The sequence below is a fragment of the Weeksella sp. HMSC059D05 genome, from assembly GCF_001809725.1.
In the GTDB taxonomy this organism is placed as follows: Bacteria; Bacteroidota; Bacteroidia; order Flavobacteriales; family Weeksellaceae; genus Weeksella; species Weeksella virosa.
The window spans coordinates 1-22,052 of record NZ_KV798524.1; the positions used below are offsets into that span (position 1 = coordinate 1).

Consider the following 22,052-nt stretch of genomic DNA (forward strand, 5'->3'; position numbering starts at 1 on the left):
TGATTTCGGAAATTCCTTTGTTCAAATCTTGTATGAGATTTCCGTTTTCATCGTACACATAGTCATCACCGGCATTCGTGCCATCGGCAAATCCCTCGCTGTGGTTGCTGTGGTCACTTACTTTTAGCAGTTTATTCGACTGTTGCTGATAGTGATAACTCAGCTGGTCGATAAGGACAGGCGTGCCTGTTTCGGTCGTTCCGTTTCTGCTCAGTTGGGTGATGTTACCGTTGTGGTCATAACTTAATTGTTCATCGTAATAGTTTTTCTGGGTAGTGGAAGTTCCTTTGTAGAAAGTTGCATTCAGCAAACGGTTAAGACCATCGTACTGATAATCGTAGCTTCGCAAAGACTGAGCGGGTGTTTTCCAGAAAGTTTGGCTAATGTTACCGTTGTACAATGCGCGTGCAGTTTCAGTACGTGCAGCGCTGTAGCGGAGCTGGTCATAGCTGATATGAAAAGCAAAGAGTTTTCCACCTGTCTCCATAGTAGGGGTGGCATGTACATTGTTGATATCGGTCAACCAACCTCTGATGTTATAGGTGTAATCCACTGTTTGGTAAGGCGTTGATGTACTGTTGCCCACTTTTTTCTGGCTGAGTTGTCCAATCGCATTGTAGGTGTTTTGCGCAATGACTTCGACCTTACTGTTGTTTACTTGATGGGTCTGATTTTTCAATCGTTCGAAATGATCGTAGCTAAAGGTTTCTTTGACCGTGATTTCGGTATCTGTGCTTTTTCGTTTGTGTTTGGTAATGGTTTGGAGTGGTTTACCTCTGAAATCTAATTGGTTTTCGACAATGGTATGACCGCCCAAATAGTTTACCTTGTGGCTTTTAACGACATAGAGGTATTGGGCATCGTACAGGGTATAGGCATATTCAAAATTCCATGTGTTGTTTTCCCAGGTATCTAAACTGCGGGTCACGGTAAGAGTTGGTAATCCTTTGAGTTTTGTACCCTTTGCCAACGCATGCCCTTGTACATTGGCAGTGGTGTTTACACCCAAAGGATAGCTCGGATAATCGTCGTAATAATAAACGCTTAGAACATGATTATTTGCTCCAAAACCGTCTGTATTGTAATAAATTTGAATATTATCTTGTTGATATCCAGACCCCCTTGAGACGTTGTTGCTGCCTAATTGGTTGATGTAATTTTGAACATCAGTTCGTGTGCCTGGATCCCATGCCTTACCCGTAACGGCAATTCTACCAAACTTATCGTATTTGGTAAACAGCCAAACCCCTTCGGTTCTTTGATTGGCATCTTGTGTGCCCACCAATCGGTCTTGGTTGTCATAGACCATATACTCCCATCCTTTACCTGGTAGTTTTTTCTCGACCAAACGGTTTTTATGGTCGTATTTGTATTGATAACCTAATTCATTCAATCGGTTGATGTACGAAGATGCCGTGCTGCTATTGTTGGCATTTTTTATCAATTGAGGAGGCAATACAAAGGTCAGGTTGCCATACACATCATAGACATAATAAGTATCGTGATTTCCGTTAGAATTATTGCTCCCTGTACTGACAATATGGATGCGTTTGAGCAGTACTTTTCCTTCTTTGTCTTTGAACTCCTCCATCGGTTGCCCGTTCTCATCGGTGGTCACCGTTTTATAAAGTTGATTGGCAGCATATTTACCACTCAGGGTAAGGGTTGGTGTTGTGGTCGGATTGCTAACACCAAATTTCAGCACCTCACTCGCTGTATTGGTTTGGTAAGCAAATTCGATTTCTTTGCCGTTGCCCAATTGCCATGTACCACCTGGTGCAGCTTGTTTCAATACCCGATTCAGCGGTGAGTTTTCATATTCTTTTTGCGAATAGGCATTGTTTGATTCTGTTCCATAAACGGATAGATTAGGTTCACCGTAATTGAGGTTAGCAATTGTCCCGGGTAAATATTCTTTGTCCACTCGTCCAAAACCATCGTAGGTAATTTTGGTGGCTAAACCTCCTGTGGCACTACTACCAGCACCTTTTACGATGCTCAGTTTTTCGCGCCCCAAACCGTCATAATAAGTGACAGCTTCTTTTTTGGCGGTGCAATTCTTGTCTAAACATTCGGTGCTTTTCACAAAGTTTTCGGTGGTACTTTGAGCATAGGTGGTTGTACTAAGTCCTAAACCTACTACAAATAAAAAAAGTCTGGTGTTATTTTTCATCTTGTTTTAGGTTTAAGGTTGTGCATAATTGTACTCAAAAGATTTTATGATTTCTCCATGATGATTTCTTACCTCTTCTAATCGTCCAGCAGCATCATATTTGTAATGTTCTGATTGTCCATTTGGCTGTATTATCATGGTTACTCCGACCAATGGCTGATATATATACCCTGTAATCAGAGCATCAGGAAATGAACTTCTTAGAGCATTGAACGAATTAACATTCAATCCAGATATAGAATTGCTTGCTGCTATGAGCACCTCTGCATGGGAGCTTATAGAAGAGTACGCTTTGCCTTCAATCTTAGCGATAGGGTATTGTCCGTTATAACCCCAAATGATGGATACAGGTATGCCGTTCTCCATGGTGTATTGTGTGAGATTGCCTTGGGCATCGTAACTGTTGTAGGTGATTTTGCGATCGGCTACTGCTTCGGTTTGTCCCATTTCTCCTTTTTTGGCATATACGAATTGGGGTAAAATAAGCTCTCCAAAGTTATTGTAAACCGTCCGTTGTTCTGATAGTACTGTTCCATCATTTGATGTTTTGGTTCTCACAGGCATACCAATCATATTACGCTCTACCATCTTGTCCCAAACCGTGTTACCACCTGTAGCTAAGTCTGGTGGGTATTGGTATTCCGTCATAAGGGTTTCGCCTTTGGAGTTGGTGGTGATTGTATTGGTTGGGTATAAATGTTTATATGTTGGTGAATAATTATTCTCTACTGTTGTTACTACCTCTCCTGTAGGGAAATATTCTGTTGTGGTGGTTTTTTTGTTTTGGATCCATGAATTAGATATAGGGAATAAACTGTAGGCATATTTAGAAGTTCCAAATAATGATGAATTTCCTTCTGATATTAAAACTAAATCAACCCCATATTCTAAACTAGTTCTATTATCAACACTATAATTCGTCGAATTTTTATTTAAGTCAAAATTGATATTATAATCAAAATCTTTTTTTAGAATAGGATTACCTAGATTATCAAATAATTTTTCAGATAATAATTTACTGTTTAATGAAGTATTTTGACAAATTGGATAATTAAAATTTATATAACTATTAGGATCAAATTGTATTTGACATGGTGAATTACTAAATGTTGATTGTTTTAAAAAATTTTGATCTTGATTTTTTGAATTAATAAACACCTCTGTCACGTTACTATATGTTATAGACTTACCAAATACTGTGTTTATTTGCCACCCAGGATTATTAGTGTGTATTATTTGATATGCTGTTTTCGGATTCATATATGCCTTACTTTTTGGTATAGCTACTGTATAATGAGATCTAAATCTATTTTCTCCATTTAATACTCCACTCGACTTATGTGAATCAGTAAATTGATTATAATTATAATTCCTTATTAATGAGTCTTGACCATCAAACAATTTAGTTTTTTTTAATCTAATAGTTCCAATACTTTCGTTATGCGCTGGAACCATTTTCCTATTCTCTTGTATCCAATTTAATGTAGCATAACAATTTACTTCAGATTCATTCCAATGATCATATCCTTTTTCAATAGACATTCTTAATTTTTTGCCAAGTAGTAAATTTGAATTTAACGGGATACCGTTACTACCAAATGCAGATGTATATTCATATGGGTTAGTAAGTATGTTGTTGCCTGTTGATTGATCAATAAGTAATAATTTACAATTCCCGACAGTTTCATGACTAGTTCCATCGTCATTATCACCTGTAAATTGATAATAAATGTTAGACACGTCTTGATTAGGAATTTCAACATTTATATATGTTTGTGAATCTCTAGTGTTATATGTAAAACTAGCCTCTCCATAAGTTATTTGATAGCTATCTTTTTGCCAATGTTGATCTGCTTCATATTCAATTTCTAAAAAACCATCTGTAGGATAGGTGATTTTTTTTAAATTACCTATAATTCCATATTCAATATTTGGCGATTTATCTGCATTTCCATATAATTTAGGTTGTCCTTGAAAATTAAATATAAGTGTTTGTGCTAATGATGAAGCTTGATTATTTTTTCCATTAAAGACACCCCAATAATCTTGTGCAAAAGAAAATCTAGGTGGTAACTTTTTATTTTCATAGTATTCTAATTTATATTCTGATCCTGAAAGACTTTCTAATACATTAGATAATTTTAATCTTTTATCTATTCCATTTTTTAAATTAGCCCCATATACTGTAAATAATCTCTCAAATTGATAAGGTTTTATATACGACGTGTCTCCTATGAAATAAGTGTTATTTATTGCGTAATTTTTAATAATGTTATTATTTTCTTTGACAATTATTTGTTCCAAAAAAACTTCTCCTGGTAAATCCTCTCTTACTCGTTTACTTTTATGAATATTATAATTAAATTCAATAATGTTATTATTACCAAAAATTACTGATTTCAAAACAGGTTCATTTGAATAACTATAGTATAAACAAAATGGATTGACTGGAGGAGGAATATCATCAGGATAGCCTCTCATATAATCAATTTCTTTTTGTTCTGAAAATCCTGTAGCATAGAATGTACTAACAGAATGATCATATGTGTATTGAATAACTTTTCCATTTTTTGTAATAATTTTATCTAAATAGTAAGTATAATTTGATTTATCTGAGAGTACATTAGTTGCACATGAATTATAATTTAAGGTGTTCATTGATAAATGAAAATAATATGTATTTCCATTATCATCTTTTATAATAATTTTGGCACCTTCATTATTGACAACTATTGGTTCATAAGGAATAGGTATAGCATTTATGCCACTCGCGTCCATAATAAACTTTCCGCTACTTGTAGGTAAACTGTAAGAAAATAAATCAGGTTTAGCATCATACTCCCCTTTAGCTATTTCATCCGCTATAATTTTATCATGAGAATGTGTATTATCATCATTAAGGAAAAAAGTATTAGGATCAATTTTAATTCTAGTGTTACCATCTTTAGAACCTAACGTTTGAACACTTAAAGATGGTCCTGCATTTAAATTCCAACCCAAACCTACTCGCGAAGCAATTTCATCAACTTTGACACCTGTTGTTGCATAGTCTAATTGAATTGGTATTTTGAGTCCATCTACTTCTATTGAATATATTGGAATACTAAAATTTGCCACTCCAGTAAAACTCCCTGCTGGTATATCCACAAACTTTGCAAATGCATATGCCTCAGGTGATTTTGGATATAAATCAATATTATAATTGTATGAATTTTCTTGCCCAAATAAAACACTTTGTAAACTAAATATTACGACTAATAAAACAATCTTCTTCATAAGTTACTTTTTAATAATTTTAATAGATTCGGTTTGATTATCGATTTGCAGTTGAATGATGTAAACACCTGAAGGATAGTGACGTAAATCAACAGGTGTGGTGCGGTAATGGATTGTAAATTCTTGCAATTGTTGACCGTTCAGATTGATGACTTTTCCGTTTGCTTTCTCAAATTCTTGGTTGATTAAAATGTTTACATAATCGCGTGTTGGATTTGGATATGCTTCGATATAGGTTCTATCAGTTTGTTCTTGTGTCTGCTTATTGCCCAATTTCACCATCCAAAAGTCTTGTTGTCCATTGCTGGCAATTTCTTTATCGGCTGCGTTGGATGCATCGGAATTCCCAATCAACACCACCGAACCATCACGGGTTTCAATGGCAATTTGCAAATAATCAAAGCCATCACTTTTCAAGGTTTTTGTCCATTTCTCTTCGCCGTATTGGTTCAATATAAAACTGTTGTATGCACTGCTTGGTTTTTGCTCGCCATTTTTAGTTTTGGTATAACCCAAATTACTTCCTGCCAACAAATAGTCACCTTGCTTGGTCATCAGTAAGCTGTTGATAATCTGATGCGAATCGATTTCGGTCGATGTTTCTTTCAACTGATTCAGATGGGTATCTAAACTAATGATGCTGAGTTTTCGTTGGTTTTGATTTTGTGAAACACCTGCTAGAAAAAAAAATTTCATTCTCCTTATCAAAATAAACCGAATTCAAAATATCATCGTTTTCATTGCCATAACGCATCGCGGCTTGCAGTTCACCTGTTTTGCTTAACAGTATAACCTCCCAATCAAAATCGTTGAATTTTTCATTTTCGGGTGAATTGGTCTGTCCAAACAAAACAAATCCATCTTTGGTTTCATAGATCGCTTTTACCTCTTCGATGTATTCTCCGCCAAGGGTTTTATCCCAAATTATCTCCCCTTTTGGGTCTAATTTTACGATCCAATAATCTTTACCGCCTAAACTATTTTCGGATTTTAAGTCTGATTTTGGTGAATCAGAGTTTCCTGCCAACAGATATCCACCGTCTTGGGTTTGAATAATCGAAATCAATTCATCATTCCCATAACCACCAATGGTTTTCTGCCATTGAATGTTACCAGCAGCATCCAATTTCAAGACCCAATAATCGGCTAAACCAAAAGATTTGGTTGTTTTATCACCACTTTCGGAAGATTCTGAATATCCACCCAAAATATAACCACCGTCTTTTGTAAGAGCGCCAGCGGTCAAAAAGTCATTTTCATCTCCACCAAAAGATTGTTGCCACTCTTGTTTGCCAGCTTCATCGATTTTCCATACAAAATAATCTAACTTCCCTTGATTGGCTTTGTTTTTTTGACCTGTAGCATCCGAAACTGAACTGCCCAATAACAAAAAGCCATAATCGGGTGTAGCAAGGGCGTGGTATAAATATTCAGCATGTTCTCCGCCTATACTTTTTTGCCAAAGAACAGCATCATATGCATACTCTTGTGCTTGCAAAAACGTACCAACAGAGAAAAGAAGTAGAAATATTCTTTTCATCAATGATAGATTATAGTGTTAATTTGTGTTAAACTTATTAAGTTTTTCTTAAATAAAAAGGTGTAAGCTTATTTATTTACTTGTATTTAACACTGTGTAGCTTATAGTATTAGACAATACATCCATTATTTTTCAAATTTCCTTTGCCGATTTCAAAAATTCATTTCACAATCGCCACAATTCATTTAATTTCTTGCAGCTGGATTGTGGCTTTTCATTTTGATATCCGCACTTTACCACAACACAGTGCTAAAATTCTGTTCCGACATTTTATCACAGAGTTGTTTGCTTTTCTAAAAAAACAATCAATGTATTATTTAGTCTTTTTTAAATTTAATTAGCTTATAAACAAACACTTATATTGATTTTACAAAGTAATTTTTTGAATTTTGAAGTAAGACTTGTATGGCAAAGGATGATTTCATTGAAGAAACTTTGAAGTTTGATGTTGATCGTCAAACTTTCGAAATTGACGTTAATTCCATAACTAGAATAGGTCTTGAAAATTTATTAACTATAATTCAATATATAATTATTATGGAAAACAATCATAATTTTAATCAATTAGAATATTTGAAAAATCAACTAAAATATCTAATCTTTGGAGAAGATGAAAAATTACATCAAGGTTTAGAGTCTGGTATTCTCTATAGTATATACGAAACATCAATGATTTAAAAAAATACACTCGGACTAAATCAGAGACTGTATCCTAAAATTTTAGACTTTCTAAATCTGACACTAAACAGTATCTTTGTTAAAAAAACATGAAATACTTTTTACTTTTATTTTTCTTATTCATTACCAATCAATCGTTTGCACAGACAAATGAAGAATTAAAAAAGGAGATTCAAGAGATTAAATCTACTATTAAAACAATTCAGCAAGATATTGATGCTATTAGAACTGAAAATATTTCTTTGAAAAAAACTTTAGCTATAAACAAAGCTATTCTCGAGCAAAATGAGGCTAATAATCTTTATAAAATAATTAAAGTCAAAGGCAATAGAGCAAAAAAGACTATTGAAATTACTTTTCTTGTTGAATCTAAAGATGCAAACAAACAGCTTTTCGTTAATGATCTTTCGATAATTGATTTAGAGGGCAATGAATATAAAGTTAATTTATTTAAATCAAGCAGTCCTTTTCCAAAACTTGCAGTGAATATTCCTTTAAAACTTAATTTTTCTTTTAACGATATAGAAAACGAACCTGATTATTTAAAGTTGTTTCGATTTCAAGTAACTAGTACGCTTCAAGAATCTAGAAAAGAATTTAGAAGTAATTTAGAATTTAGGGACTTAAAAGTTAATTGGGAATAATTTACAAGCGAACTTTTTTTGCCCAACCTTATCGTTTCGAAGAAACAAAAATTAGTTGTATTACGAATTACAAACTAAGCGTATAGAATAATGGATCTGAGGTAAAAGCACTCGCTATTTTTGCACCTGCAATATTTACAGCTTTAGGGAATATTTGTTCGTTATCAAGAAGAAAAAAATAATAATTTTTTTTATAAAAACTGGGTTTAATACCAAATTGAAGTTCTATACTAATTTCCTCTCCAATAACTCTTTTTTCTTCTTTTTTTATCAAAAAACTCACATATTTAGCCGAAAAACGTACCAAATCCCGAAAAAATAATCATAGAAACGAGCAATTTTTTTGCTTTACAGAACGAATAATCCAACCATAAAAAGTATATTTGCGCAAACTGATATTAGAAAAAAGAATGAATTTAACAGTCGAAAATATACTATTAGTTGGCTCTATATTGCTTTTCATAAGTATCATAGTAGGTAAAACTTCTTACAAATTTGGTGTTCCGACTTTATTACTTTTTTTGGCAATAGGCATGTTGGCGGGGTCAGACGGTATTGGCGGCATTTACTTCGACAACCCACAAATAGCTCAATTTATTGGTGTAATTTCATTAAATTTCATTTTGTTTTCTGGTGGTCTAGACACAAACTGGGATTCGGTGAAACCTGTCCTAAAAGAAGGACTTGTTTTGTCAACTTTTGGTGTTTTGTTAACAGCCCTCTCCCTTGGAACATTTGTTTGGTATGTTACCGACTTTACTATTTATGAAAGTATGCTCTTGGGTTCTATTGTTTCGTCGACCGATGCTGCAGCAGTATTCTCTATTCTACGCTCAAAAAGCCTTGCATTAAGAACCAACTTGCGTCCGACATTAGAGCTAGAGAGTGGTAGTAACGATCCAATGGCTTATGTTTTGACTATTGCATTTTTGACGTTAGTTATCAATCAAGACCAAAATATATATTCTATCATTCCACTCTTTTTCCAGCAAATGATATTGGGCGGTATTGCAGGTTTTGGCTTTGGAAAATTGAGTAAATTAATCATCAACAACTTAAAATTAGACTTCGAAGGGCTTTATCCAGTTTTAGTTATCGCCCTTATGTTCATTACTTTTTCTGCAACCGACTTTGTTGGCGGAAATGGCTTTCTTGCCATATATATTTGTTCTGTTTACCTAGGCAATCAAGACCTTATCCACAAAAAAACCATCCTAAAGTTTTTTGATGGACAAGCATGGCTTATGCAAATAGCTCTGTTCTTGACCTTAGGTTTATTGGTAACTCCATCTCAAGTAATACCATATTTTGGCATTGGTTTACTTATTTCCCTATTCCTAATCGTTGTTTCAAGACCTTTTAGTGTTTTTCTTAGTCTGATGTTCTTTAAGATGAAACTAAGAAGAAGACTTTACATTTCTTGGGTTGGTTTGCGGGGTGCAGTTCCTATTGTATTTGCTACCTATCCACTTTTGGCAGGGATAGACAAAGCAAATATGATTTTCAATATCGTGTTTTTTATTTCAGTTACCTCTGTAATTATTCAGGGCACAACCATATCTGTAGTTGCCAAATGGCTAAACGTTGCATTGCCAGAAGAGAATAAGTCGATGAACGAAACAGATAAACTCATCTTAGAGCTACCTAAATCTTCTTTACAAGAATTCGAAATTACGCCTGATTTTCATGCAGTAAATAAGAGAATAGTTGATTTACACTTCCCTAAATCGGCATTCATAATAATGATAAAAAGAAATGGAAAGTATATTCGACCAGTCGGTTCAACAGAAATAGAAGCAAATGATGTTTTAATGGTTCTTGCCGATAGCCAAGAAGATTTTACAAATGTCGAGAAAAAACTGCAAATGCCAATCACCACATAAAAAAACATCAACACTCCGAAAAAAGAAGATTTTTCATTAATCATACACAACAAAAACAAAAAGCTATCAGCCAACGCCGATAGCTTTTTCTTTGTCCTACAAATCTGTTATCTAATTTCGGCAATCCACTCAATTCCGCTAATGTCTATCAGTTTCAAAGTATAATTATTTTGGGGTGTAATCTCCTCCAAATCTATTGTTATATCGGCTTTTGCACCAAGCGGTATAATTAGACTATGTTTTCCCGATTTGATTTTTGCTACGTAATGATTATTGATTTTTTCTTTCGGGAAACTCGCCAATTCTTCTTGCCCAATGGATTTAACAACCTGATTATTTTCGTCTAAAACCTGTATACCAATCAAAAACGAACCGTAAACATCTGCACCCTCTACCCTGAATAATTGAAAAGTAAGTTGCGAGCCGTTATGCTGAATATTTGAAATTTCTACTTTAGGTTTTACGGATTTGTTATGAAGTGTACCCAAAACCCCTCCATGAAAATATTGGTTGGTAAACAAAGTTAATCCCAAAATGATGAGCGACATTACCAGAACTTTTGGAGCTAGATTTTTGATCGGAAGTTCGCCCGAACCTAAAAAAGCAAACCATTTTTTTTCGGTAAACGGATAGGGTTTATTCTTCAGGTAATTGTCTAAAGAATAAGTGCTGCTGCCTGTGAGGAACAAGACAAATCCACTTGCCACCCCCAACACACCGATTTGCCACTCATCTAAACATGTAGTACCTATCCAGCCCGAACCCAAAAGAATTCCCATTGCCAAAAAGAATATACCAATACTCATAAGCCTTGTAAATAAACCGAGAATAATAAATAAACCGACAACGGCTTCGACGATTGTAAAAGTAATCATCGAAATTTGTAATGCATCAGGGTTTGAAACCAAATATTCTATAAGTGGTTTGATAAACAAAGCATTGGGAAGAAAGTGATTGAATTTTTCGCCTATATAGCCCGCCTCTTCCGGAATAAGCTTATTGTCTAGAATTAATCTTCGCCAAAAAGCAGAAAAATATGTCCAGCCGATTACCCAACGTAGCGGCAACGTAAAAAGTCCGGCATTGCTAAATACACTGCCAATGTGATGTTTCATTGAATTTTATATTTTAACTAAACGTGAAAAATAATGGTGATAGCGTGAGAAAATTTACGCTAAATCAATTTTCAATCGTTTATATAAGATATATTTTGGCGGACTCTTGCCAGAAGATGTATCTGAATGATAACTGTAAACCTTGGTAGGAAGTATCGTGAAAAATGGTTTATCTACGATATCAATCGGCTCGATTAGTTTGTAGATCTTCGTCTCTTTTACAACTAAAATTTGTTGATATTCATTTTGCGAATACGAACAACTGCCTACTGAAGTAGTTGCCTTGGACTTGTTGAGGGGTTTGGTATAGTCGGTATTTACTGAATGGAACAACGCCCCCTTAACGATACAGGGACTTAACGAAAACAAAACAAACCACATTAACAGAATGAGTCTGAAGTTCTTGCTATGGTTCTCTTTTTTCAACATCGCTACAAAGATACAGTTTTTTAATTGGCCCTATGTTAAACTTACCTTAAAACAGTTTTTTCTGTATCCTTATTAAATAAAACCAAGAAATAATAATCAAGAAATGATACAGCTACTGTCTAGTGATTGTAGAAAAAACGAGGTTGGAGTACTTGTTCTGTCTGCGGGCTAATGTTCAAACGAGCGTCTAATACATAGATCGTAAACCATTAGACCTGGTCTTCACTACCTCCTCTATTGCTACCCTTTAACTTAATAAAAAGAACGTCATCTTTCATGCTCCCACCAAAGAACCATTTATTTACTTTACTGTATCTTTGTACAATACGCGATAAAAGAAGGATGAAAAAACAAAACCAAAGCTATTTCAAACAACTGAAGCAAGTATTCAAAGATTATTACATCGATATTTATAGATGGGCGACCAAAAACAAAGAAAACGAAGATTACGAACTCCTCCAACTCCTATGGCGTGTGCCTCTAGCGATCCTAGCGATTATTCTATCACCGGTTTTTTTCTTGATTTTTTCGCTTATTTTCCTGATTACTTTCTGATTTCTTAGAAAATGAGGTGGCGACAGATTTTTCGACCATGGTTTATTACCACCATTTTGGTTTTTACTGTTCATCAAATCAGTCAAAAACTGTTGCAAATAAAGCTTCCTTTTCTTGATAATTATCTCGACCCAATATTACTAATGCCGATGCTTCTTCATGCTCTTTTATGGGAAAGACGTTTGCTTTTTGGGTTTGATGATCAACATATCCTACCAAAAAAATATATAATTTTAGTTTGGATAATCGTCAGTATTTTGACTGAATTTATTTTTCCGATTTGGAATAAAGGCTTCACAAAAGACCCTATCGATATAGTATTATACCTTATTGGATCTCTTATATTTCTAAAATTTTTCAATCATCCCACCAAAATTACAAACTAACAAATTGTATCAAAAAAAGTAACAGATTGCTTACTATTAGACGTAGTTTTTGGTAGAATACAAATTAGACCGAAAAATTATTTATCGCATACTCTTTATCGTGATTCATGGCCTCTGTAAGCTCTTCTAAGGAATTGAACTTCTTTTCGTTACGAATAAAACCCATTATTTCTACACTTAAAATCTTGCCGTACAAATCGCCTTCAAAATCAAGAATATTTACTTCAACACGCAATTCACTATTATCCGTTACTGTCTCACGGTAACCGATGCTGAGCAAGCCCAAATGCAATTTCCCTTCTATCTGCACATGCACAACGTAGACGCCCGTCTTGGGAACCAACTTATAAGCCGGCAACTTCAGGTTGGCCGTAGGAAAACCGAGAGTTCGCCCCAATTTATCACCATGGATAACCTCGCCAGTAAGGGTAAAGTTATACCCCAAAGCGTTATTAGCGTATTCGATATCTCCCGTTTTTAGAGCCTTTCTAATTTTGGTTGAACTGATAGGAGTTTCGCCTTCACAAATCTCGTTAATCCGAACCACATTAAAACCGTATTCTTTAGAAAGTTCTGTCAATTGCTCAAAATTTCCTTCACGGTTTTTGCCAAAATGATGATCATATCCTATCACCAAGGTGTGAACATTTATTTTACCAATGAGGTAATCCACCACAAAATCTCTCGCACTTACTTGCGAAAACTCACGTGTAAAAGACTGTATAACAAAGTTATGCAAATCGTTCTGAGCTAATATTTCTTTTTTCTCGCTGAGAGTGGAAATTAGTTCCAAATCAAAATCGGGTTGTAAAACCAACCGAGGATGTGGATCAAAAGACATCAACACACTTTCACCGTTTACTTCTTTTGCAATGGTGTTCAACTGCTGTATAATTTTTTGATGCCCCTTATGTACCCCATCGTACATGCCCAAAGTGAGCACGGGATTTTGGATGTTTTGGCAGGCTTCTATGGAAGAGAAAACTTTCAATTTATTGTTTTTACAAATGTAAGCTGTTTAAACCTTTTTGGCAAAATGAAAAATAATTTGGATATATATGGTGCATATTATTGATAATTTAAATACAACAAAAAAAGTCTGAAATATTTTAAAGAGTGAGATTAAAAGATGTTGGGTATAATTTCACTTCTACACTTATTAGGGAGATTTCATTAACGCACAAGCATACAGAAATAGAGTACAAAAAACGCTTCACCTGATCGATATAGAACTTTTAGAGGAAAACTCTTAGGAAGTATACTCCTAACGATTGATGTGATTCAAACAAATAACCAAGAAAAATTGAAGAAAACTATGCCAATTATCAGAAAAAACTTCAGTCAATGATGAGTAACAGAGTCGAAAAAGAGCAAAAAAAGAAGTTTAGTAGAGCACTCTAGCTTATTTATGAGAAAAATCTTGTAAAGCGTGCTGTAAAATCGATTGATATACATTACCTTTGCACCCAAATAGTTAAAACTAAATCATTCGAGATAATGGCAAATCAACAAAAAGGTAAAATTTCACAGGTGATTGGACCTGTTATCGACGTTATTTTTGATAACGCAGAAGACCTTCCAAAAATTTTCGATGCGTTAGAAGTTCCTCGTGATGGAAAAGAAGCGCTTATCTTAGAAGTTGAGCAACACATTGGTGAAGATACCGTACGTTGTATCGCAATGGACAGTTCAGACGGATTACAACGCGGACAAGAAGTTGTCGCTTTAGGTAAACCCATCATGGTACCGATTGGTGAATCAATCAATGGTCGAGTGTTTAATGTAGTGGGTGATGCTATCGATGGTTTAGGAAATCTTGACAAAGACAACGGATTGCCTATTCACCGTCCGGCTCCAAAATTCGAAGACCTCTCTACTTCTACCGAAGTATTATTTACGGGAATCAAAGTAATAGACCTTATCGAACCTTATGCAAAAGGTGGTAAAATTGGTTTATTCGGTGGTGCAGGTGTAGGGAAAACCGTTTTGATTCAAGAGTTGATTAACAATATCGCAAAAGGACATGGTGGTTTATCTGTATTTGCGGGTGTAGGTGAGCGTACCCGTGAAGGGAATGACTTATTGCGCGAGATGTTAGAGTCAGGAATTATTCGCTATGGTGATGATTTTATGCATTCTATGGAAGAAGGCGGATGGGATTTAGACAAAGTAGACAAAGAAGTAATGAAGGACTCGAAAGCAACTTTCGTTTTCGGGCAGATGAACGAACCTCCTGGAGCACGTGCTCGTGTAGCTTTAACAGGGTTAACCTTGGCAGAATATTTCCGTGATGGTGATGGTAAAGGACCAGGACGAGACGTATTGTTCTTCGTAGATAACATTTTCCGTTTTACCCAAGCAGGATCAGAAGTTTCAGCTCTATTAGGACGTATGCCTTCTGCAGTAGGATACCAACCTACCCTGGCAACAGAAATGGGTGCTATGCAAGAACGAATTACATCGACCAAAAACGGATCTATTACCTCTGTACAAGCTGTGTATGTACCTGCGGATGACTTAACTGACCCAGCTCCAGCTACCACATTCGCACACTTAGACGCAACCACAGTATTAGACCGTAAGATTGCTTCATTAGGTATTTACCCTGCTGTAGATCCACTAAATTCTACCTCACGTATTCTTACACCAGAAATCGTAGGAAAAGAACATTACGATACTGCACAACGTGTAAAAGAAATCTTACAACGATACAATGCTCTGCAAGACATTATCGCGATCTTGGGGATGGAAGAATTATCAGAAGAAGATAAGTTGGTAGTTCACCGTGCACGTCGTATCCAACGTTTCTTATCTCAACCGTTCCACGTGGCTGAGCAATTTACTGGTATCCCTGGTGTGTTGGTAGATATCAAAGATACCATTAAAGGATTCAACATGATTTTGGATGGTGAAGTTGACCAATATCCAGAAGCTGCCTTCAACCTACGCGGTACAATCGAAGAAGCAATCGAAGCAGGTGAGAAAATGTTAGCAGAAGCTAAATAACTAAGATAACACGAACAAATAGAATGAAGAGTACTTACGTTGTTCAAGACTAAGTACTCTTTATAAAAAAAAGAATATATGCGTTTACAAATAGTCACTCCAGAATATGTGGTTTTTGATGCTGAAGTAGATGTGGTTACTGTACCAGGGAAAGATGGTGAATTCCAGATCATGAAAGACCACGCTCCTATTGTTGCTACTCTAGGTGAAGGAACTATAAAAATAAAAGTACATTCGGATACGTTTAAAGATTTTGACAATGCTTCGGGGAAAGTATACAATTCTCCTGCAGATCAACATACGTATTTGTTCGATATCAAAGGAGGAATCCTAGAGATGAATAACAACTTTATCTCTGTATTAGCAAGCTAAAACCCTTGTTAATTTATCTAACAAAAAACACCGACTAAAAGATATTTAGTCGGTGTTTTTTTATCCACCCACGCCTCTTACATAAAAATATAATCGATTGGATATGCTTTTAGTTTCGCAAATGTATACACCTAAAATACTCAGAATCCTCATCTATACAAAAAAACCACTTTAACAAAAGTAAAGTGGTTTTATGATAATAGAAACGAAAAATCTTATCCTTCTGCTCCTTCTTCTTTAGGTGCATCAGTAGCCCCTTCTTCCTCATCTTCATCGTCATCTGCAACTGCATTACGAGAAGTTCTGATTGCTACAACTACTGAATTATCTGGGTGTGCAAATGTGTATTTATCGTTTTTCAATGATTCTACATATTTCTTAGCACCGATTCGCATTGATGTAATATCAATAACAACTTCGTCTGGTAAATTTGCTGGGATAGCTCTTACTTTCAGTTTACGCATATTGAAGCGTAAAACACCACCCGCAACAACACCACGCGCACGACCTACCAAACGCACAGGAACTTCGATAGTAATTTCTTTGTCGTCTTTTAATTGGTAAAAATCAGCATGCAAGATACGGTCAGTTACTGGATGAAACTGAATGTCTTGCAAAATGGCATGTACTTTAGTTCCGTCATTGAGCTCAACATTTACAGTGTGTGCTTCTGGGGTATAAACCAAGCCTTTGAATGCTTTTTCATCAGCAGCAAAGTGAATTGTTTCCTGACCTCCATAAACAACACAAGGTACTTGTTCAGCATTACGTAAGGCACGAGTAGCAACTTTACCTACGCTTTCTCTTTTTACACCTTGGATTGTAATTGATTTCATAATATATAATAAATAATTAAAGTTTCTTTATCGAATCAATTAGATTATAAATTTAGAACTAATTGATTTATTGCTATGTACCATGTGCATCACATCGGCAAAAAGCGGTGCGCAAGATAACACTTTTATTTTAGATACAGAATTATTTTTTAATGGAATCGAATCGGTTACGGCAATTTCTGCCAATTGAGAGTTATTCAGACGCTCATACGCTTGCCCAGATAAAACAGGATGCGTTGCAATCGCTCGGACAGATAGGGCTCCTTTTTCCATTATTAAATCAGCAGCTTTGCAGAGTGTTCCTGCTGTGTCTATCATATCATCCACTAAAACTACATTCTTCCCTACTACATCTCCTATCAGCATCATATTTTCTACTTGGTTAGCAACTTTACGCTCTTTGTGGCAAATTACAATATCTGCATTGAAGTGTTTTGCATAATTCTGCGCTCTTTTTGCTCCTCCCATATCCGGAGATGCGATCGTGAGATTATCCAAATTCAGCCCACTTATGTAATCTACAAATAAGGTTGATGCATATAAGTGATCTACGGGTATCTCGAAAAAACCTTGAATTTGATCTGCGTGCAAATCCATCGTCATCACACGTGTCGCACCGGCAGCCTGTAACATTTTCGCCACTAATTTTGCTCCAATAGGTACACGAGGTGCATCTTTTCTATCTTGTCGCGCATATCCGTAATAGGGTATTACTACAGTAATGTTTTTGGCCGAAGCTCTTTTTGCAGCATCACACATTAATAATAACTCCATCAAATTATCACTCGGCTGAAAAGTTGAACCAATTAAGAATACGCGAGCTCCACGAATCGATTGTTCGAATGCTGGTTGATATTCACCGTCACTAAATTCAACAACTTTTAGTTTTCCTAATTCTTGACCATAATATTCTGCAATGCGCACGGCTAAATGTTGCGATCCACGAGTGGTAAAAAGAAATGCTGATTGTTCCATTTTTGTTTCGTTTGTTTTTTTTCTATGCAAATTTACTTTAAAGGATTTTTCCTTACCAATTTATTTTGATAATTATTTTGGCACAACCTTTGCGGTGTTTACAAAAGCATTAAGAAAAATGTTGTTTTTTTTAACACTCTCAATTTTAATGCTTCAAAATACATTAGTAAATTTGCATAAATAAATAATTAATTAATAATATAAATACGAAATCTATGAAAAAAGTAGTTTTATCATTAACACTACTCTTTGGATTGTTTACAACTTCATATGCTCAAGAGGATAATAACTCTGTTTATGTTGTTGAGGAAGGAGTAAATAATTTTAACAACCCATTGAATTATAACAAATGGTCTATCGAGTTCCAAGGAGGGGCTAACAAAGCAACAACGCCTTTTACTGATGGCTATTTTAATGAAACCCCAAGTTTTTACAATGCAAACTTTGGTATTCGCTATATGTTCAACCCTAAGTTTGGTTTGAAATTATCTGGTGGATACGACCGTCTAAAAGAAGGTAAAGACTCAAAACGCTTCCGTTCTAATTTTTATCGTGTAGACTTATCTGGTGTTGCAAACTTAGGTAGAATAATGAATTTTGAGACTTGGACAAATACTTTCGGACTATTGGGTCATGCAGGTGTTGGTTACGGTTTCATGAACAACGATGCTACAAAAGGAGACACTTCTGGTTTATTAGATGATCAAGACGAAATGGGTCTTGTATCTTTTGGGTTAACTCCTCAAATGAAATTATCTAACCGTGTTGTGCTTACAGGAGATTTATCTTATACCAAAACTATTCGTCAAAACACTGCATGGGATGGTCAATCATCTGATGCACACGCAAGAAGAGGTTTTGATGGAACACTATGGAATGCGACCTTAGGTCTTACATTCTACTTAGGTAAAAATGATATCCACGCTGACTGGGTAGCCGACGATACTTCTTTATTAGCTAACCGCGTTTCTGCAATCGAAGAAATGTTGAAAGATAGCGATGGGGATGGTGTTGCAGATTACTTAGATCTAGAACCAAACTCTGCACCAGGTGCTGTAGTAGATACAAGAGGACGCACAATTGACCATAACGGTAACGGTATTCCAGATGACATCGAAGAATACATCAAAAATAACCAAGGTAGCAATACAACAACCGTATTGGCAGACTCTGATTTGTTAGAACAATTGATCAATTCTGGTATTATCAATGTTTATTTTGACTATAACGTAGATCAGCCATACGAAGCTTCTGTAGGAGGAATCAAATTCGTATCAGAATATTTGAAACGCAATCCAAACGTACAAATGGACGTAATCGGATATGCAGACCCTGTAGGATCTGACGGATTCAATAAAAACTTATCGCAAAGACGTGCAGAAAACGTTAAACGTATCTTGGTACAACAAGGTGCCAATGCAAATAACTTAAACGTTGTAGCAATGGGTGAAGATAAATCTTTCCAAAACTCAACTGTTTCTGCTCATCAATTAGCAAGACGCGTAATCTTTAAAATTAAAAAGTAATTTTTTAGAATAACCTCAATAAAAAAAACCGCATCAAATTGATGTGGTTTTTTTTGTTCTACTTACTTATCAAATAAAAAAGAGTGCCTTTTTACAAGCACTCTTTCTATTATATTTCTTTCTGCTATCGACAGACTATTATGCCGTGAACCGAAGAAGATTCTCTATTCTAGCTAGAGTTTCGTCCTTACCTAGCACTTCCATAATCACCGGCACATCAGGCCCTTGTAGTGCACCAACCAATGCCAAACGCAATGGCATTCCAATTTTACCAAAACCTATTTCTTGAGTACTCACAAAATCCTGCATCGCCGCATGCAAAGAAGTTTCATCAAAATTGGTGCTTTGTAAAACATTTTTAAAACTTTCTAAAATCGATTTCGAATCCTCTTTCCAAGCTTTTTTCAATGCTTTTTCATCATAACTAGTAGGGGTTTTGAAAAAGAACAATCCTTGCTCTACAATTTCATGAACAAAATTTGCACGGTTTTTCAGCAAATTAATTACTTTTATTTTCAACTCATCGGTAACCGAAAAAGAATGTTTTGCTAATACAGCATCGAACATTGGCAATAACTCTTCAGCAGATTTTTGCTGAATGTATTGATGATTAAACCAAACCGTTTTATCTGGCGAAAATCTTGCTCCTGATTTTGATACTTTTTCTAGCGTAAAAAGACTTACTAATTCTTCAAGAGAAAAAATCTCTTGATCAGTCCCAGGATTCCAACCCAACAAAGCCAACATATTAACAACAGCCTCGGGCAAATAACCTTCTTCTCGATAGCCTTTTGCAACACCCTCGGTTGTTTTCCACTCTAGCGGAAAAACCGGAAATCCATGTTTATCTCCATCGCGCTTGCTCAACTTTCCTTTACCTTCTGGCTTCAAAATCAAGGGTAAATGTGCAAAACGAGGTGTTTCCCAACCAAAAGCTTTGTACAGCAATTGGTGCAAAGCCATCGATGGCAACCATTCCTCACCACGTATTACGTGTGTAATTTTCATCAGATGATCATCTACTATATTGGCTAAATGGTATGTTGGCATTCCATCAGATTTGTACAAAACCTTGTCATCAAGTGTCGATGAGGCGATATGGATTTTACCACGGATCATATCATCCAATAGAATATTCTCATGAGGCTCTATCTTGAATCGAACGGTGTACGGTTCACCTGTCGCTAATTTTTCTTTCAATTCCTCTTCGCTCAATCCAAGAGAGTTATTCAATTTATCTCGGGTAGACCAATTGTATATAAAAGGTGACTTTGATTCTTCTCCTTTTGCACGCAAAGCATCTAATTCTTCGGCCGTATCGAATGCATAATAGGCTTTTCCATTTGCCAAAAGTTCATGGATATATTGGGTATAAATTTCTTTTCGTTCGGATTGAATATAAGGACCATATTCACCCCCAAAACCAACACCTTCATCCGGTAATAAATTCAACCATTTCAAGGATTCGATTATGTATTCTTCTGCACCTTCTACAAATCGTGCTTGATCAGTATCTTCTATTCGTAAAATAAATTTACCTTGATGATGCTTGGCAAATAAATAATTAAATAAGGCGGTTCTTACCCCTCCGATATGCAAAGGCCCGGTCGGACTTGGTGCAAAACGAACACGAACTTCTTTTGTCATAATTTACTAAATTTTCACAAAATTAAAACTTATCAGCAGATTTTGACCAGATTTGAAGTTTATTTTGAACAGCCAAAAAAAATATTGTACTTTTCTAGTCTAAAACCAAGAAGAAATGAAACTTTATAGCATAGAAACCGGAAATTTTAAATTAGATGGCGGTGCGATGTTTGGTATCGTACCAAAATCTATCTGGAATAAAACCAATCCTGCCGACGAACGAAACATGATAGAATTAGCCATGCGATGTCTTCTGATTGAAGATGGCGATCGGCTGATTTTGATTGACACCGGAATTGGAAACAAACAAGACGATAAATTTTTTGATTATTATTATTTGTACGGTGAACAAAACCTAGACACTTCCCTTGCAAAAAATGGATTTCATAGAGATGACATCACCGACGTTTTCCTTACACACCTCCATTTCGATCATTGTGGTGGCGCAATACAATGGAACAAAACCAAAACCCTATTAGAACCATCTTTTAAAAATGCAAAATTTTGGTCAAATGACAGTCATTGGGATTGGGCAGTAAACCCAAATCCGAGAGAAAAAGCATCGTTCCTCAAAGAAAACATTCTACCAATACAAGAAAGTGGACAATTAAATTTTATCGATCTACCTCAGAACACCAACCGAATACATAATTCTCCATTAGGTTTTGATATTCTTTTTGTCGATGGACATACCGAAAAACAAATGCTACCGATCATTACCTATAAAGGTAAAAAAATCGTATATGTTGCCGATCTTATCCCGACCGTAGGACACATTCCTCTGATCTACGTTATTGGTTTTGATACACGACCATTATTAACAGTAGAAGAAAAAGGAAAGTTTCTGAACGAAGCCGTCGAACAAGAATATTATCTATTTTTCGAACACGATCCCTATCACGAGCTAGCTACTCTTCAACAAACAGAAAAAGGAGTTCGACTGAAAGATACCTTTGGATTTGATGAAATATTCGGATAAAAATACGATACCATAAAAACTTACTCATCACG

The 22,052-nt window shown here is 35.5% G+C and carries 19 protein-coding genes; 9 read left to right on the top strand and 10 right to left on the bottom strand.

Annotation, left to right across the window (positions count from 1 at the left end; all coding sequences use genetic code 11):
* From HMPREF2660_RS02575 to HMPREF2660_RS02590, 4 genes are all read right to left on the bottom strand, one after another.
* On the bottom strand, positions 1-2,173 hold a 2,173-nt coding region (locus HMPREF2660_RS02575), incomplete at its 3' end, for a DUF6443 domain-containing protein (RefSeq protein ID WP_168160782.1).
* Between the two features lie 12 nt (positions 2,174-2,185).
* Positions 2,186-5,449, bottom strand: a complete 3,264-nt coding sequence (locus HMPREF2660_RS02580) for a hypothetical protein (RefSeq protein ID WP_070485537.1) — start codon at positions 5,447-5,449, stop codon at positions 2,186-2,188.
* A gap of 3 nt (positions 5,450-5,452) precedes the next feature.
* The gene (locus tag HMPREF2660_RS02585; RefSeq protein ID WP_070485538.1) at positions 5,453-6,145 is read right to left on the bottom strand and encodes a T9SS type A sorting domain-containing protein; all 693 of its coding nucleotides are present in this window, start codon (positions 6,143-6,145) and stop codon (positions 5,453-5,455) included.
* Positions 6,081-6,989 (bottom strand): PQQ-binding-like beta-propeller repeat protein, encoded by a 909-nt coding sequence (locus tag HMPREF2660_RS02590; protein WP_070485539.1) that lies wholly within the window; start codon positions 6,987-6,989, stop codon positions 6,081-6,083. Before HMPREF2660_RS02590 ends, HMPREF2660_RS02585 begins: the two co-directional genes overlap by 65 nt.
* A gap of 405 nt (positions 6,990-7,394) precedes the next feature.
* Here HMPREF2660_RS02590 and HMPREF2660_RS02595 point away from each other — a divergent pair, with 405 nt between their 5' ends.
* Positions 7,395-7,667 carry a hypothetical protein gene (locus HMPREF2660_RS02595; protein ID WP_070485540.1) on the top strand — a complete coding sequence of 91 codons (273 nt, stop codon included), beginning with the start codon at positions 7,395-7,397 and terminating at the stop codon, positions 7,665-7,667.
* Positions 7,668-7,756: 89 nt separating this feature from the next.
* Positions 7,757-8,311 (top strand): hypothetical protein, encoded by a 555-nt coding sequence (locus tag HMPREF2660_RS02600; protein WP_013597974.1) that lies wholly within the window; start codon positions 7,757-7,759, stop codon positions 8,309-8,311.
* Positions 8,312-8,378: 67 nt separating this feature from the next.
* On the opposite strand, the gene HMPREF2660_RS02605 is transcribed toward HMPREF2660_RS02600, so the two are convergent.
* Positions 8,379-8,585 (bottom strand): hypothetical protein, encoded by a 207-nt coding sequence (locus tag HMPREF2660_RS02605; protein WP_126414869.1) that lies wholly within the window; start codon positions 8,583-8,585, stop codon positions 8,379-8,381.
* 136 nt (positions 8,586-8,721) lie between these two features.
* Here HMPREF2660_RS02605 and HMPREF2660_RS02610 point away from each other — a divergent pair, with 136 nt between their 5' ends.
* On the top strand, positions 8,722-10,194 hold the full coding sequence (locus HMPREF2660_RS02610) for a potassium/proton antiporter (protein WP_070485541.1): 1,473 nt from the start codon (positions 8,722-8,724) through the stop codon (positions 10,192-10,194).
* 107 nt (positions 10,195-10,301) lie between these two features.
* On the opposite strand, the gene HMPREF2660_RS02615 is transcribed toward HMPREF2660_RS02610, so the two are convergent.
* Positions 10,302-11,309 (bottom strand): TQO small subunit DoxD, encoded by a 1,008-nt coding sequence (locus tag HMPREF2660_RS02615; RefSeq protein ID WP_013597976.1) that lies wholly within the window; start codon positions 11,307-11,309, stop codon positions 10,302-10,304.
* A 771-nt stretch (positions 11,310-12,080) separates the two neighbouring features.
* Between HMPREF2660_RS02615 and HMPREF2660_RS02625 the strand changes: the two genes are divergently transcribed.
* Positions 12,081-12,293 carry a hypothetical protein gene (locus tag HMPREF2660_RS02625; RefSeq protein WP_013597978.1) on the top strand — a complete coding sequence of 71 codons (213 nt, stop codon included), beginning with the start codon at positions 12,081-12,083 and terminating at the stop codon, positions 12,291-12,293.
* Positions 12,294-12,304: 11 nt separating this feature from the next.
* The gene (locus tag HMPREF2660_RS02630; RefSeq protein WP_070485542.1) at positions 12,305-12,679 is read left to right on the top strand and encodes a hypothetical protein; all 375 of its coding nucleotides are present in this window, start codon (positions 12,305-12,307) and stop codon (positions 12,677-12,679) included.
* 64 nt (positions 12,680-12,743) lie between these two features.
* Here the strand turns inward: HMPREF2660_RS02630 and HMPREF2660_RS02635 are convergent, their stop codons facing one another.
* Positions 12,744-13,670: a bifunctional riboflavin kinase/FAD synthetase gene (locus HMPREF2660_RS02635; RefSeq protein ID WP_013597980.1), complete on the bottom strand. Its 927-nt coding sequence runs from the start codon at positions 13,668-13,670 to the stop codon at positions 12,744-12,746.
* A 506-nt stretch (positions 13,671-14,176) separates the two neighbouring features.
* On the opposite strand from HMPREF2660_RS02635, the gene atpD reads away from it, so the two are divergent.
* Both atpD and HMPREF2660_RS02645 read left to right on the top strand, forming a co-directional pair.
* A complete protein-coding gene (gene atpD, locus HMPREF2660_RS02640; protein ID WP_013597981.1) occupies positions 14,177-15,685 on the top strand; it encodes a F0F1 ATP synthase subunit beta in 1,509 nt (502 codons plus the stop codon).
* A 78-nt stretch (positions 15,686-15,763) separates the two neighbouring features.
* Positions 15,764-16,057 carry a F0F1 ATP synthase subunit delta/epsilon gene (locus HMPREF2660_RS02645; protein ID WP_013597982.1) on the top strand — a complete coding sequence of 98 codons (294 nt, stop codon included), beginning with the start codon at positions 15,764-15,766 and terminating at the stop codon, positions 16,055-16,057.
* 215 nt (positions 16,058-16,272) lie between these two features.
* On the opposite strand, the gene HMPREF2660_RS02650 is transcribed toward HMPREF2660_RS02645, so the two are convergent.
* Together HMPREF2660_RS02650 and HMPREF2660_RS02655 are read right to left on the bottom strand one after the other, a co-directional pair.
* Complete coding sequence (locus HMPREF2660_RS02650) at positions 16,273-16,893, bottom strand: 50S ribosomal protein L25/general stress protein Ctc (protein WP_013597983.1); 621 nt, start codon at positions 16,891-16,893, stop codon at positions 16,273-16,275.
* 39 nt (positions 16,894-16,932) lie between these two features.
* Complete coding sequence (locus tag HMPREF2660_RS02655) at positions 16,933-17,868, bottom strand: ribose-phosphate pyrophosphokinase (RefSeq protein WP_013597984.1); 936 nt, start codon at positions 17,866-17,868, stop codon at positions 16,933-16,935.
* A gap of 215 nt (positions 17,869-18,083) precedes the next feature.
* On the opposite strand from HMPREF2660_RS02655, the gene HMPREF2660_RS02660 reads away from it, so the two are divergent.
* Positions 18,084-19,394 carry an OmpA family protein gene (locus tag HMPREF2660_RS02660; RefSeq protein ID WP_070485543.1) on the top strand — a complete coding sequence of 437 codons (1,311 nt, stop codon included), beginning with the start codon at positions 18,084-18,086 and terminating at the stop codon, positions 19,392-19,394.
* Between the two features lie 138 nt (positions 19,395-19,532).
* Here the strand turns inward: HMPREF2660_RS02660 and gltX are convergent, their stop codons facing one another.
* Positions 19,533-21,041, bottom strand: a complete 1,509-nt coding sequence (gltX, locus tag HMPREF2660_RS02665) for a glutamate--tRNA ligase (protein ID WP_013597986.1) — start codon at positions 21,039-21,041, stop codon at positions 19,533-19,535.
* Between the two features lie 115 nt (positions 21,042-21,156).
* On the opposite strand from gltX, the gene HMPREF2660_RS02670 reads away from it, so the two are divergent.
* Positions 21,157-22,020, top strand: a complete 864-nt coding sequence (locus HMPREF2660_RS02670; RefSeq protein ID WP_070485544.1) for an MBL fold metallo-hydrolase — start codon at positions 21,157-21,159, stop codon at positions 22,018-22,020.
* The last annotated feature ends 32 nt before the right edge of the window (positions 22,021-22,052 follow it).